This window comes from Pseudomonas folii (genome assembly GCF_014357575.1).
In the GTDB taxonomy this organism is placed as follows: domain Bacteria; phylum Pseudomonadota; class Gammaproteobacteria; order Pseudomonadales; family Pseudomonadaceae; genus Aquipseudomonas; species Aquipseudomonas folii.
Genome location: NZ_JACONW010000004.1, coordinates 76,293 through 89,909, shown reverse-complemented (window position 1 = coordinate 89,909; position 13,617 = coordinate 76,293). Strand labels below are relative to the sequence as shown.

Genomic DNA, 13,617 nt, shown 5'->3' with positions numbered 1-13,617 from the left:
CGGGGGGCCGCCGCCACCGGCCATCCATGGCCTGAGGCGGCTAAACCGGCATCCCTGCCGGTTTACCCCACGCAGCAATGTCGAATTCCGGCCGACGTGGTTTAACGGGGCGCTTAAGATCAAAATCTAAAGCAGATCAAAAGCAGATCAAAAGCAGCGGATTCACCTCGGACCGGTAGGAGCGAACTTGTTCGCGAGACGTCAGCACAACCAACGCATTCGACATCTGACACACCGCATCGCAGCCTTCGGCAGCTCCTACAGGTGCCCGGCAATCCACACAAACAGGTCGGCTGTCAGGCCGCCGCGCTGTTGATTTTGATCTTAGGCGCCCCGTTAAACCACGCTGGCCGAACGCAGATTCTGAAGCGTGGGTAACCCGGCAAGGATGCCGGGTTAGCCGCACCGGGCCATGGATGGCCCATTGCGGCGGCCCACGGTTCAGGATTTGAGGGCGGGTACACCGAGCGACAGCGAGGTGCCGAGTGGTGGGGTAAAGGCCTTTTGGTTACTTTTGGGCCTCAAAAGTGACGCGCTGTAAGAGCGCAACCAATAGCAGCCATAACCGCGATAACGGATATGTACACCATCACACCGAAACAGCCATTACAACTCCACACCCATTCCCGCACTGAACTTCAACGAAGCCCCACCGGTCAGCTTTACATGCTGATCAAGAGGGCTCGAATCCATGCATATTTCATTGGAACAACAAGTCGCATTGGTCACCGGGGCCAGTTCCGGCCTGGGCGCGGGGGCTGCCAAGGCGTTGGCAGCGGCAGGGGCGGCGGTGGTCGTCAACTACAACTCCCAGGCCGAACCCGCTGAAAAACTTGCCGAACAAATCATCGCCGCCGGTGGCCGGGCAATTGCCATCGGCGCTGATGTTTCGAAAGAAGACGACGTCAAACGCCTGTTCGCCAAGACCATTGAACACTTCGGCCACCTCGACATATTGCTGGCCAATTCCGGATTGCAAAAAGACGCATCGATCGTCGACATGACCCTCGCAGACTGGAACAAAGTCATCGACGTCAACCTTACCGGTCAATTTCTCTGCGCTCGCGCCGCGCTGCGACAGTTCATCAAACAAGGCATGCGCCCCGACGTGTCCCGCGCCATGGGCAAGATCATTCACATGAGCTCAGTGCACCAACTGATTCCGTGGGCAGGCCACGCCAATTACGCGGCTTCCAAAGGTGGAGTCGATCTGCTGATGCGCAGCATTGCTCAGGAAGTGGGGGAGCAACGCATCCGCGTCAACAGCATCGCACCTGGCGCGATTCGCACCGCCATCAACGAAGACGCCATGGCGGGCGACAAGGAAGCCAAGCTCCTGAAACTCATTCCTTATGGCCGGGTCGGTGAAGCCGAAGACGTGGCGAATGCAGTGGTGTGGCTGGCCTCGGACTTGTCCGATTACGTGCATGGCACCACCTTGTTTATCGATGGCGGCATGAGCCTGTATCCGGAGTTTCGAGACAATGGCTGACTTCCCGGAAGAACCGCAAAACGCAATTGAGAACCACGGCATTATCGGCGACATGCGCAGTGCCGCATTGGTGGCCGATACCGGTAGCATCGACTTCTGTTGCTGGCCGGACTTCGACAGCCCGTCGATTTTCAGTGCGCTGCTGGACACCAACAAAGCCGGTATCTTCAAACTGGCTCCGGATCTGCCCAATGCCCGTCGTCAGCAGCTTTACCTGCCGGACACCAACGTGTTGCAGACCCGCTGGATCGATGAAGACGCGGTGGTGGAAGTCACCGATCTGATGCCGATCGGCGACAACGTTGATGACCTGCCGCGTGTCGTGCGTCGAGTCGAGTTGCGCTACGGCGCGGCGACTATTCGTATGCAGTGCCGTGTACGACTGGATTACAGCCGCGCTGAGACGGTTGCGAAGCTGGACGGCAAGGATGTCTGTTTCGAGGCCTCGGGTCAGCCGGGCATGCGCCTGTCAGCGAACGTGCCGATGCAGGTCAACGAGCAGGCAGCCACTGCCGAGTTCACCCTGAAGAAGGGCGAGTTCGTGGAGTTTATTCTTGGCGGTGTCGACGATCCCCAGGTCAGCGCCGGGCAATGCCAGCAATATTTCACCGACACTCTGGCGTTCTGGCGGCGCTGGAGCAATCAGTCGTCGTACCGCGGCCGCTGGCAGGAGATGGTCAACCGCTCGGCGCTGGCCCTCAAACTGCTGACCTCGCGCAAGCACGGCGGCATTGTTGCTGCTGCGACGTATGGCCTGCCGGAAACACCGGGCGGCGAGCGCAACTGGGATTATCGTTACAGCTGGATTCGTGATGCCTCCTTCACGGTTTACGCCTTCATGCGGCTGGGCCACACCGATGAAGCCAACGACTTCATGCGCTGGGTGCGCGGGCGTCTGGGTGATTGTGTCGAAGAGTCGAACAAGCTTGGCATCCTGTACAGCCTCGACGGCCGTGAAGAGTTGCCTGAAGAGCACCTTGAGCATTTCACCGGCTACGGCGGCGCTTTGCCGGTGCGCATCGGCAACGAGGCGTACAAACAGACTCAGCTGGATATCTACGGCGAGCTGATGGATGCCGTGTATCTGGCCAACAAATATGGCGAAGCGATTTCTTACGAAGGCTGGAAACACGCGACCCGGCAGGTGGATTACGTCTGCGAGCATTGGCGTGACAAAGACGTCGGTATCTGGGAAATGCGCGGTGACGACCAACACTTTCTGCATTCCCGCTTGATGTGCTGGGTTGCACTGGATCGCGCTTTGCGTCTGGCCTTCAAGCGTTCCTTGCCTGCGCCTTTCGACCGCTGGGACAAGGAGCGTCAAGCCATCCACGATGACATCTGGAATAACTTCTGGAACGCTGACCTCGGTCACTTCGTGCAGCACAAAGGCAGCCGCAACCTTGATGCATCGATGTTGCTGATGCCATTGGTGCGGTTCGTCGGTGCCAGCGATCCGCGCTGGCTGGCCACGCTGGACGCCATCGAAGCCACGTTGGTACGCGATGGCATGGTTTATCGCTACCGCAACGATGATGACCATCACGACGGGCTGGCCGGTGAGGAGGGAGCGTTTACCGCCTGTTCATTCTGGTACGTCGAATGCCTGGCCCGTGCCGGGCGTGTTGAACAGGCGCATCTGGAGTTCGAACAACTGCTGCGCTATGCCAACCCTGTGGGGCTTTACGCCGAAGAGTTCGACAGCCATGGGCACCACTTGGGCAACACGCCACAGGCTTTGAGTCACCTGGCCTTGATCAGCGCGGCGAGCTTCCTTGACCGTAAGCTCGACGGCGCCAAGACGCTTTGGCAGCCTTGATGGCCGCGATCCAGAAAATGGAATGCTTTCCCCTGTGGGAGCGGTGCTTGCCCGCGATAAGGCTGGATGCGGTTCACGTGAAAATTGCGGTGCTCCCATCGCGGGCAAGCACCGCTCCCACATGAAAAATTGCATTCCAGCTTGATATATTCACCGACTCTGCAACGCATACCCCACCAGCGCGTTCTCCAGCACGAAGCGCTCGCCGATCATTGCGCAGTAGCTCATCCGGGTCAGGAATGCACCTTGGCCTGCAAGAAACACTTTGATGTCGTTCACTTCTTCGCACATTTCCAGCGTACGACCTTGCAATGCACCGCTGGCCTGAGCCGAGCGAAGGGCGCCCATGGGTGTCCAGTCGGCGATGATCAGTGCACCGGGAGGGGCGGTTTGCTCATACACGCGGACGAACTGTTCAGCCGAACGATCCGGCAGATAAGGTGCCATGAAGTAATGGATGTCGTCACGAAACGGCAGCGATTCACTGTGCACCGGCAAACGAATAACGCCCGTCGCATACAGCGAGTAAACCAGCAAAATAGTGAACGGCGAGCTGAGCACTGACAGGTCCAGCAGCGGCTGACGACTGCAATCGGTCGACAGCAGTCGGCTCAGGCTCATCACGCCAAGGATGCACAGTAGCGCTACGCCAGGCAGAAAAAAGGTGAAGCGATCGGTGACGTTGTAAGACACGGCGAATACAAAATTCAGCGCTGCTGCACACCACAGCAAACGCAAGCGGTTGTCCCTGGGAAACAGAATCAGCCCCAGCAACTGGGGGCCTATCAGGGATAACAGCAGAATGAACACCGAGTTCTTTTCGTGCCACATGTCATCGAAGCGGAACAGACTGCCTTCCCAGTTGGGCGTTTGCGCACGGACTGAAGAACCCGTCAGGTAGCGGTGGGCAATGTCCCACAGGCTCATGCCCGATTGCAGGTCGTGGATGATGCCGGGAAACGCCACTGAAAAGCCTAGAACAAAACCCGGAATGGTCACCACGGTGCGCAGCTTGTGCTGATAAAGCAACTGCAAGTACAGCGGCAGCAGCACCACGAACGTCAGTTGATGGATAGCCGCGCCGAGACCGGTCAGCAGACCGATGATCAGCAATTTACCCAGATCGCCAAAGCGCGATTTCTGGTCCAGATGAACCTGGTAGGCGAGCAACGCGAACAGCGAATTGAGAATGTAAACCTCAGCCTTGGTCGATACCCAGAACACCCCGTGAGCCAGAATGGTTGCCGTGGCGGCCAACAGCGCCTGACGCTTACTGGCGCCGACAGTTACCGCCAGCGAGTAGATGATCCATGCCAGCGGCAACAGAAGAATGGAGTTGAGAAGGCTCAGAACGTGAGGCCCGAACAGGTCGAACACCAGGGTATTGATGAACTGGTAGAGCGGATGATCCAGCGGACCGAGAGACTGACTGAAGTAATGCCCCTGAGAAGCCTCGGCGAGAAATACGCCATTGTCCATCCACTGTATCGGACCGCTTGAGGCCAGAAAACTGGCAGCTATGGCCCCAAAGAGCAATAACAACGCAACTGCATTTGAAGACTGACGGTGACTGCCCTGAACCATCGCGTTGCTCCTGTGCTAATTCGGGGTTGATTGCTCGATTGAGGTACGTTCCTGCGCGTCGCCAGACTTTAGCTGCAGCAGCATCACGGCGCCGATGGCCACGGCAAACCACAGTGTCGCGAGGCGAATCAGCACGGTGGCGGCAATTGCGTCGGCGCTGGACATGCCTTTCCAGACCAGCAGGCCGACCATCACCGCCTCGGCACCGCCCAACCCGCCCGGCATGAAGCTGATCGCCCCGGCGAGCATGGCCAGCGCATAGACGAACACCGCGAAGGTCAGTTCGATGTCGGCACCCATCCAGGTGAGGATCCAGTGAAACGCCAGCGCTTCAGCGCTCCAGGCCACGACGCTGAGGGAGGTGACGACCAGTAGCAGACTCAAGCGATGGCAGTGCTGCGCCGCCAGCAACACGTTCAGCAAATGGCGACCAAGACCGAGCAGTTTTCCGCCTCCTTCAGGTATCGCGGCGGCAATTCTCTCCAGCAGACGACGCTGGGAAAGCACCAGCAAACCGATACCCACCAACGCCATTCCAACGATGATCATGGGGCGCGAATCCGGGTACAGCGACAGGCCAAACAAGGTCAGGAGGACCACTGCAAATAGGTCCGACAACCGCTCGCTGAAAAACGCCGCGAAGCTTTGCGGCCAGGGCACACCCCAACGCTTGAGCAACACCCCGCGCAGCGCTTCACCGGCCTTGCCTGGCGTAGTGGTCAGGGCGAAGCCTGCCAGATAAATCTTCAGGCTGGGCCGCCAGGGCACAGGATGCCCAAGTACGTTCAGGTAGGTCTGCCAGCGTAAAAAGCGTAGGCCATAGTTGGCGGCGGACATCAGCAGCGCGATGGCAATGCCGATCAAACCCACTTCGCCCACCGCTTTGCTGACCGCTTCCCAGCCGCCCCACAGAGAAAATCCCAGGTAACCCAGCGCGGAAAACACCACCGAAAGCACCACCGCGCGATAACGCCAGCCCGAGAGCAACAGCGCTTCGTTCATAGGTTCAGCCTCTTGAATATCGGCTGCGGGATCGAGCGGATGACCAGCATGATCAGCGCCCAAAAGCCTGGCGTGTAAAAGGTCGGTGCCTTGCGAGCGATGCCGGCGACGATGCGCTCCGCCACCTGTTGCGGCTGCGCCAGGAGTGCGGCGGGCAGCGACAGGCCCTGGGTCATGGGCGTGTCGACAAATCCCGGCTTGATCGTCAATACATGCACGCCGACCTTGAACAGACGCGCCTGCAAACCTTCGCTGAACGTGGACACGGCCGCCTTGGCCGAACCGTACAGATAATTGGAAGGCCGACCGCGATCACCTGCGACTGACGAGATGACGGCCAGACTGCCGCATCGCTGGGTTTCGAACTGATTGGCCAGCAAAGTCAGCAGGGCTATCACCGAAGTGCCGTTATTGGCGAACTCCTGCAACGCGACACTCACATCCTGCTCGCAGACCTTTTGATCGGGCAGGGTGCCATGGGCGATCAGTGCAACATCGATTTGTCCCAGCGCCAGCAAACAACTGTGCAGCATGGATGGATGGGCCGCGATATCCGTCGCGTCCATCTCGTGCAGGTTTATCGCTCTCGCGCCACGGCCCTTGAGGTCGGCGGCGGTCTGCTCCAGCTTGTCGCCGTTACGTGCCACCAGAAAGAACTCGCTGCCTTCACTGGCCCACAGTCGTGCGCAGGCGGTGGCGATGGCCGAGGTAGCGCCGATGATCAACACTCGTTTCATAAGAGGCCTCGTTTCATAAAATCACTCGTTTCCAGAAGCGCGACATCAGGGAGGGATCGCGCAGTGCTTCCAGATGCTCCCAGGCGGGGTATGCCTGACGGAAATCACTGCCACTCATGTGAGCGTCCTTGGCCGGATACAGGCGGCCGCCCGCGGAGCGGACAATGGCGTCCAGACGCGGGAACAGGACGTGCTGCAAATCACTGCTGTTGGGGAAATCCAGTGCCAGCGAGGTGCCGGGCAGGGGGAACGACAGCAAACCGGGCGAGGCGATGTCGCCGCAGCGTTTGAGCACCGCGAGAAAAGACCCCTGACCTGAATCAGCGATAGCCCCGAGCAGCTCGGCCATGGCCGCTTCGGCGTTGGCGTCGGGAATCACGCATTGGTACTGCTGAAAGCCTTGGCGGCCGTAAATGCGGTTCCAGTGCAGGATGCGATCCAGCGGGTAGAAGAAGGGCTCGTAGGCACTGCGTTTTGCGGTTCGCTTGCCTGGATGTGCGCGCCAGTAAAGCGAGTTGAAAGCTCGAAGCGACAGGTTATTGATCAGCGAGACGGGCGGCGTCAGCGGCATTTTCAGGCGGCTGCCGCGCTCGACCTCAAGCGAACCGTAGCGCGCATGATCACCGACGATGAATACGCCGCGCCCGGTATTGGCACCTTTGGCCAGACAGTCGACCCAGGCCACGCTGTATTCGTGCTGGTGATCCAGTTCCGCGCTAAGACTGAAAAATTCGGCCAGGTTGGCGAAGCGCACCACCGTGCTGTCAATCTGGCTGGAGCGTACCCGCATCAGTTGCAGGTCGGCCCAGTTGATCACGCCGGTCAGTCCCAGACCGCCAATACTGGCGGCGAACAGTTGGGCATTTTCCACCGGCGAACAGATCCGCGCCGTCTCGCCGTGGCGCAACAGGCCAAAACGCAAGACATGGTTCCCGAAGGTGCCACGCAGGTGATGATTCTTGCCGTGTACGTCATTGGCGATGGCACCGCCAACCGTGGCGAATTGAGTGCCGGGCGTGACGGGCAAAAACCAGCCATTAGGGATGGCCGCTGCGAGGATTTCGGCCAGGGTGACACCTGCTTCCACGCGGATGGTGCCGGTGTTCCAGTCGGCGCGAATGAAGCGATCCAGTGCGCGCATGTGCAGCACCTGATCACTGGCAGCCAGGCAACTGTCGCCATAGCTGCGGCCGTTACCGTAGGGCAGGCAGGTCTGGTGCCGATCGATGACGTTGTGCATGTGGTCGGTGAGGCCGTCGATCCATGGACAGGCATGTCCGTGTTGCGCCGTTCGCGGGTAGCGACCCCAGGAGTACAAGGGCTCAGTCATGCGGCGATCCAGAACACGAGGACGAAGAGGGCACCGATCACCTGGCTCATGCGGTCGCGAATCGCGAACACCACCGGGTCATCGTTCATCAGGCCGCGATGGGTGAGCATCCAGACCCGGGTAATCCAGAACAGCAGCAAGGGGCAGGTCAGCCAGATGACGTGAGGATGGCCGTACATCGCGACGGTCGAGCCTTCGTGGATGTAGAGGGCGAGCACCATCACCGCCAGATGGCCGGACGACGCACCCAGCGCGGCGATCATGTCCAGGTCGCCGGGGTAGTAACCGCGGCCGCGCGCCTTGTCCATCAAGTCCTTGGCCCGTGCTTCACGCAGTTCGGCGTAGCGCTTGACCAATGCCAGGCTGAGAAACATGAACATTGAAAAAGCCAGAATCCAGAACGTCAGCGGCAGGCTGAACGCGGCAGCACCGGCCAGGATGCGGGCGGTGTAAAGCATCGCCAGGACGATCACATCCAGCACCATCTGCCGCTTCAGACTCAGTGAGTAGGCCAGGGTCAGTCCGTAATACGCCGCGAGTACGGCGGAGAACTGCCAGGGCAACAGCAAGGCGGACCCGACAAATGCGCAGATCAATAACACGGGCACGATGACCAGCCCGGACTTGATCGACAGCTTGCCGCTGGCGAACGGGCGCTTGCGCTTGCTCTGGTGGTGACGGTCGTCAGCCAGGTCCAGCAGGTCATTCAGGACGTAAACGCTGGACGCACACAGGCCGAAGAACAGAAAGGCCAGGACGCCGTTTAGCAGCAGGTCTGCTCTGCCAAACTGATGCGCCGCGAGCAGGGGGACGAAGATCAGCGCGTTCTTCATCCACTGGTGCATACGCAACGCTTTGCGCCAGTCGCGCAGGCTTGAGGTATTGGAGTGAATGACGTTTTTGACGTTGCCCTGGGCCTTGGCTTTTTTCTCTACTCCCCGGAGAGGATTGACCACGATGGCCTCGCGGGCGGCATCCCAGATGGGCAGATCGTCCATGGAGTTGCCAAGGTAATCGAATCCGTTCTGACCATAATGGCCCACCAACAGGTCACGCTTGGTGTGAGCTGAAAGGTTGCGATCGGCATTGGAGGCCACCACCAGATCGAACAACTGCAAGTGTTCGGCGATGCGTTTTGCCAGGCTGTCGTGGCTGGCAGTGGCCAATACGATCATCCGCCCGGCGGCGCGTTCGGCTTCGATCAACTCGATCACTTGCGGGTCGTAGGGCAATACCGTTACGTCAATCTGCGTATTGAGCGCCAAACCTTCTTTAAGCGCCGCTTTACCCTTTAACAACCATCCAAACAGTTTATAGATTTGTAGCGGATGACTTCGAACGAATGTCATCGCGGTTTCCATCAACAAGTCGGACTGCAATAACGTGCCGTCGAGATCGACAACTAAGGGGAGGAAAGTTTGGGGAGTCGTTTGTTGAACTCTTCCCTGAATTCTGGCCATGTCGGTGCACTCCTGCCGGGGGTGAGCGCACTATGAAACGGAAGAGTGATTTAGCCACCTCAATAAAACTAAACAGGTTGCTTTATATCGTCAGTGGGCTGGCGTCAGAAAGTATCCCGTCTTTGTAAGGCTTGATAGACGCGGCAAGTGTTTCATCAGGATTACAACTAAGCAGGTATCTTCAGTCCGGGATTTATGTGTCAATTCTGACTGCGTTTACCGTATCTGTAGGCGATTGCGCCGTGAACCAAGCGATCTCTGTAGCAACTGCCGAAGGCTGCGATGGGCGGTGTATCAGGGTTATCGCTTCGCAGCCTTCGGCAGCTCCTACATAGAAATCGCATCCATTCAGTGGCTTATGGTTTGTTTGAGAGGCGCCGCAGTGCCGCTGTCTATTCCATAAGCCGACGAGTCATAATGACCGCGTTTTCAGTCGATGGAACGCCGTCATGATGAGCAATCCGCTGTTACGTGCCCTTGTGCCGCTGGTGGCAGACCTGAGTCGCGAGCTGCCCGACGAGGAGCGCTATCGACGGTTGTTGAGTGCATTGCGGGAACTCTTGCCGTGCGACGCGGTGGCCTTGCTCAAATTTGAAGCCGATGTACTGATCCCTTTAGCGGTTGAAGGCCTGAGCGCTGATACCCTCGGGCGGCGCTTTCGGGTTGAAGAGCATCCGCGGCTGAAGATCCTGCTGGAAAACCCCAGACCGACGCGTTTCTCCATGGACTGTGACTTGCCTGACCCCTACGACGGACTGGTCGATGGCCACGGCGGCCAACTCGAAGTTCACGATTGCCTGGGGTGCCCGCTTTATTTTCAGGGCAAACCCTGGGGGCTGATCACCCTCGACTCTCTGGAGTCATCGAGTTTCGGTCAGGTCGACCTGGATAACCTCGAAGCCTTCGCCAGCCTGGCGGCCGCGACGGTGATCGCCAGTGAACGCATCAACCAGTTGGCAAGGGGGTTCGAAGATCAACGGCAACTGGCTGAGGTGTACAAACGTGCCGCCGGGGGACGCGGGCCTCGTGAGTTGATTGGTCAGAGCGCGGTCCACAAGCGCCTGCTTCAGGAAATTCAGCTGGTAGGCAATAGCCTGTTGTCTGTGCTGATCACGGGTGAGACCGGCGTTGGCAAGGAGTTGGTCGCTGAGGCCATACACTTTGGCTCGCCTCGCGCGCATAAACCGCTCATCAGCCTTAACTGTGCGGCGCTGCCGGAGACCTTGGTTGAGAGCGAACTGTTCGGCCATGTCAAAGGTGCGTTTTCCGGGGCAGTTAACGGTCGCAGCGGCAAGTTTGAACTGGCGAATGGCGGAACTATCTTTCTCGATGAAGTCGGCGAGTTGCCATTGTCTGTGCAATCCAAGTTGCTGCGCGTCTTGCAAAGCGGCCAGGTGCAGCGGGTGGGTTCCGATCAGGAGCATCATGTGGATGTGCGGATCATCGCCGCCACTAATCGTGATCTTGCCGAAGAAGTGCGCGCCGGCCGTTTTCGTGCTGATCTGTACCATCGGCTAAGCGTCTATCCGCTGCTGGTTCCGCCATTGCGCGAGCGTGGCCGCGATGTCCTGTTGCTGGCGGGCTACTTCCTTGAAGAAAATCGCGCCCGTATGGGGCTGCGCAGTTTGCGTCTCAACAGCGAGGCGCAGAGGCTGCTGCTGGGTTATCACTGGCCAGGTAACGTGCGCGAACTGGAACACTTGATCAGTCGGGCAGTGCTGAAGTCGCTGTCGTCCAGTGCCGGGCGACCACGTATTCTCACCATCGAAGCGCAAGCTTTAGGCCTGGAAAACGAGGTGCTTAGTGTGAGCACAAAACTACAAGAAGATAAGCACTCACTCCCGGATACCGGGGCTAATTTGAAAGTGGCGGTGGACGCTTATCAGAAACAACTGATTGAACACGCACTGTTGCGCCACGACGGCAAATGGGCCCAAGTAGCGCGGGAACTGGGGATTGATCGTGCCAACTTGAGCCGACTGGCCAAGCGTCTGGGTATTCGCTAATCACTTTTTTTACGCCAAATCAAGCGTATGAGGGCATCAAGTCGTGTAGAACAGGGCGAACTGTTATTGGTCGCGATTTGTGAAAAAAGAGTGAATTTTTTGGAAAGACGGGATGTCCTCTATTGCACTAAGCAAACCAACAAGGAGGCGCTGCCTGGATGTCACAGTACAAACATTACAGAATCGATTATTTGCTAAACGGCGCGTTCAAGTCTTTCTACATCAGTGCTGAGCACATGGATAATTCCGAAGCATGGCATCATGCCAGCGTTGATGCAGGGATTGCACGTATCCCCAAATATCGAACAGAAAAAGTCCCCCGCGTTTCCAAGCCTTACGCGGAACACTTCGGTATCACTAACGTGGAATGGCTGCAAAGTTGAAGACCCTGGCCGGTGTTATCTGATCGACACGCCGGCCTGGTGCGCCTGCAATGGGCGCACCCTGCGGCCTGTGGAATCATCGATGCGCAATATTCTCCAAGGCCAGATTGCGGGTTTTCGGCCCGAACCTGCCAATGGTAATGATCACGATCAACATGCTGCTGACGATGAACGCCAGAACCCCCGGTGTGCCGAAGTGATCGAGAAAGAAACCGATCACCAAGCTGCTGAACACGGTCGACAGACGGCTGAATGAATAGCAGAAGCCTACGGCGCGGGCACGAATGTTGGTGGGGAATAATTCCCCTTGGTATGAGTGATAGCTGAAGCTCAGCCATGCATTGCAGAAGGTGATCATCACCCCGCAGAACACCAGGCCGACAGCCGAAGTCTGAAAGGCGAACAGGGTGCCGAAAATCATCGAGCCCAACGCCGAGCCGACGATTTGCCATTTGTTTTCAAAACGGTTGGCGAACCTGACGAACAACAGCGGACCCAGCGGATAGGCAAGGGTGATGATAAACGCGTAACCCAGACTGTGGGTCACGCTGACGCCCTGACCGGACAGTAACGCCGGTAACCAGTTGCCAAAGCCGAAGAAGCCGATGGCCTGAAACACATGGAACACGATCAGCATCAATGCCCGACGGCGATAAGGAGGCTGCCAGATGTCCGCGAAGCGGCCCTTGCCCGAGACGGCAACCACTTCCGGTTCCGGGACATCCAGTGGCTTGCCATGGTCGCGCTCGCAACGTGCTTCGATGTCATCCATGATGCGTTCGGCTTCGTCGAAGCGGCCGTGTTGCGCCAGCCAGCGTGGCGATTCCGGCAGACGTGAGCGTAGCCACCAGATAAACAACGCAAATACCGCACTGGCGAGCACCACCCAGCGCCAGCCGGAGATGCCGAACGGCGCTTGTGGCACCAGCCACCATGACATCAGCGCCACAGCGGGTACTGACAGAAACTGGATAAAGAAGGCAAATGCAAACGCCGAACTGCGCATGCGTTTGGGCACCAGCTCCGACAGGTAAGCGTCGATGGTGACCAGTTCGATCCCCAGACCGATCCCCACCAGAAACCGCATGCAGATAATGCCCAGTGCATCGGTCTGAATGCCCATCAATATGGTGGCGATGGTGTACCAGATCAACGCGAAGGTAAAAATCGCCCGACGGCCAAATCGGTCCGCGATGGGGCTTAGCAGGCTTGCACCCAGAAACAGGCCTAGAAAAGTCGCCGAGGCAAAGGCTGCCTGATCTGAAAAGCCGAAAACACCTTGGGCGCCCGTGGCGAAGATTCCGTCACGCAGCAGGCCAGGGCTGATGTAGGCCGTCTGGAACAAGTCGTAAAGCTCGAAAAAACCACCGATAGACAGCAGCGCCACCAGTTTCCAGACCGTGGCGACGGCCGGCAGACGATCTATTCGCGCCGAGATCTGAGCGGCACGGACCGGATCGGGACCGTCGTCGGCTGCATCGGTCGGCGAAGAGTTCGCAGTAGAAGGGGAGGACATACACAGGCATCCATTATTTTTTGATGGTGTATGGTAGCGGGTTTACAATTTGTAATGATTGCTGCTTTTGGCTTGGTTCGGATTTTATTCAGTGGAAAATTGCTGATTTATTTAGTTTTTTGGTTTTAAAGAATTACTTGTGAAAGTTCTTGGCTTGAATAGGCATCTGGAGGTCTTCACTCTACTACCAGCTGTAACACAGAACCTGTGGGACAGGTGTTGGCCGGGAAGGTGGTATTTCTGACGATAAAGATGGACTGAATGTACTGGCCTGTTCCCGGCTAAAGC

The 13,617-nt window shown here is 58.0% G+C and carries 10 protein-coding genes; 4 read left to right on the top strand and 6 right to left on the bottom strand.

Going from position 1 to position 13,617, the window contains the following annotated elements; all coding sequences use genetic code 11:
• The first annotated feature begins 691 nt into the window (after window positions 1-691).
• Complete coding sequence (locus tag H8S59_RS02115; RefSeq protein ID WP_187520331.1) at window positions 692-1,492, top strand: glucose 1-dehydrogenase; 801 nt, start codon at window positions 692-694, stop codon at window positions 1,490-1,492.
• Window positions 1,485-3,311 (top strand): glycoside hydrolase family 15 protein, encoded by a 1,827-nt coding sequence (locus H8S59_RS02110; RefSeq protein WP_095098875.1) that lies wholly within the window; start codon window positions 1,485-1,487, stop codon window positions 3,309-3,311. Before H8S59_RS02115 ends, H8S59_RS02110 begins: the two co-directional genes overlap by 8 nt.
• A gap of 150 nt (window positions 3,312-3,461) precedes the next feature.
• Here H8S59_RS02110 and H8S59_RS02105 read toward each other — a convergent pair whose 3' ends face one another.
• The 5 genes from H8S59_RS02105 to H8S59_RS02085 are packed head-to-tail and all read right to left on the bottom strand — an operon-like array spanning window position 3,462 to window position 9,424.
• Window positions 3,462-4,895 carry a DUF2723 domain-containing protein gene (locus H8S59_RS02105; protein WP_187520330.1) on the bottom strand — a complete coding sequence of 478 codons (1,434 nt, stop codon included), beginning with the start codon at window positions 4,893-4,895 and terminating at the stop codon, window positions 3,462-3,464.
• Window positions 4,896-4,910: 15 nt separating this feature from the next.
• Complete coding sequence (locus H8S59_RS02100) at window positions 4,911-5,897, bottom strand: lysylphosphatidylglycerol synthase transmembrane domain-containing protein (protein WP_187520329.1); 987 nt, start codon at window positions 5,895-5,897, stop codon at window positions 4,911-4,913.
• Window positions 5,894-6,634, bottom strand: a complete 741-nt coding sequence (locus H8S59_RS02095) for an SDR family oxidoreductase (protein ID WP_187520328.1) — start codon at window positions 6,632-6,634, stop codon at window positions 5,894-5,896. The genes H8S59_RS02100 and H8S59_RS02095 overlap by 4 nt, the downstream gene beginning before the upstream one ends.
• A 13-nt stretch (window positions 6,635-6,647) precedes the next feature.
• Window positions 6,648-7,964, bottom strand: coding sequence for an FAD-binding oxidoreductase (locus H8S59_RS02090; RefSeq protein ID WP_187520327.1), 1,317 nt, complete (start codon window positions 7,962-7,964; stop codon window positions 6,648-6,650).
• Window positions 7,961-9,424: a UbiA family prenyltransferase gene (locus tag H8S59_RS02085; protein WP_187520326.1), complete on the bottom strand. Its 1,464-nt coding sequence runs from the start codon at window positions 9,422-9,424 to the stop codon at window positions 7,961-7,963. Before H8S59_RS02085 ends, H8S59_RS02090 begins: the two co-directional genes overlap by 4 nt.
• A 449-nt stretch (window positions 9,425-9,873) precedes the next feature.
• Between H8S59_RS02085 and norR the strand changes: the two genes are divergently transcribed.
• Window positions 9,874-11,430 carry a nitric oxide reductase transcriptional regulator NorR gene (gene norR / locus H8S59_RS02080; RefSeq protein WP_246475008.1) on the top strand — a complete coding sequence of 519 codons (1,557 nt, stop codon included), beginning with the start codon at window positions 9,874-9,876 and terminating at the stop codon, window positions 11,428-11,430.
• 158 nt (window positions 11,431-11,588) lie between these two features.
• Window positions 11,589-11,813 carry a DUF6555 family protein gene (locus H8S59_RS02075; RefSeq protein ID WP_027900221.1) on the top strand — a complete coding sequence of 75 codons (225 nt, stop codon included), beginning with the start codon at window positions 11,589-11,591 and terminating at the stop codon, window positions 11,811-11,813.
• 76 nt (window positions 11,814-11,889) lie between these two features.
• Here the strand turns inward: H8S59_RS02075 and H8S59_RS02070 are convergent, their stop codons facing one another.
• Complete coding sequence (locus H8S59_RS02070; protein WP_187520325.1) at window positions 11,890-13,329, bottom strand: MFS transporter; 1,440 nt, start codon at window positions 13,327-13,329, stop codon at window positions 11,890-11,892.
• Window positions 13,330-13,617: the final 288 nt, after the last annotated feature.

Excerpts from the sequence above, each read along its gene's own strand:
- H8S59_RS02110 (WP_095098875.1), top strand. The coding sequence starts at position 1,485 with ATGGCTGACTTCCCGGAAGAACCGCAAAACGCAATTGAGAACCACGGC.
- H8S59_RS02085 (WP_187520326.1), bottom strand. The coding sequence starts at position 9,424 with ATGGCCAGAATTCAGGGAAGAGTTCAACAAACGACTCCCCAAACTTTC.
- H8S59_RS02090 (WP_187520327.1), bottom strand. The coding sequence starts at position 7,964 with ATGACTGAGCCCTTGTACTCCTGGGGTCGCTACCCGCGAACGGCGCAA.
- H8S59_RS02070 (WP_187520325.1), bottom strand. The coding sequence starts at position 13,329 with ATGTCCTCCCCTTCTACTGCGAACTCTTCGCCGACCGATGCAGCCGAC.
- norR (WP_246475008.1), top strand. The coding sequence starts at position 9,874 with ATGATGAGCAATCCGCTGTTACGTGCCCTTGTGCCGCTGGTGGCAGAC.
- H8S59_RS02115 (WP_187520331.1), top strand. The coding sequence starts at position 692 with ATGCATATTTCATTGGAACAACAAGTCGCATTGGTCACCGGGGCCAGT.
- H8S59_RS02095 (WP_187520328.1), bottom strand. The coding sequence starts at position 6,634 with ATGAAACGAGTGTTGATCATCGGCGCTACCTCGGCCATCGCCACCGCC.
- H8S59_RS02100 (WP_187520329.1), bottom strand. The coding sequence starts at position 5,897 with ATGAACGAAGCGCTGTTGCTCTCGGGCTGGCGTTATCGCGCGGTGGTG.
- H8S59_RS02075 (WP_027900221.1), top strand. The coding sequence starts at position 11,589 with ATGTCACAGTACAAACATTACAGAATCGATTATTTGCTAAACGGCGCG.
- H8S59_RS02105 (WP_187520330.1), bottom strand. The coding sequence starts at position 4,895 with ATGGTTCAGGGCAGTCACCGTCAGTCTTCAAATGCAGTTGCGTTGTTA.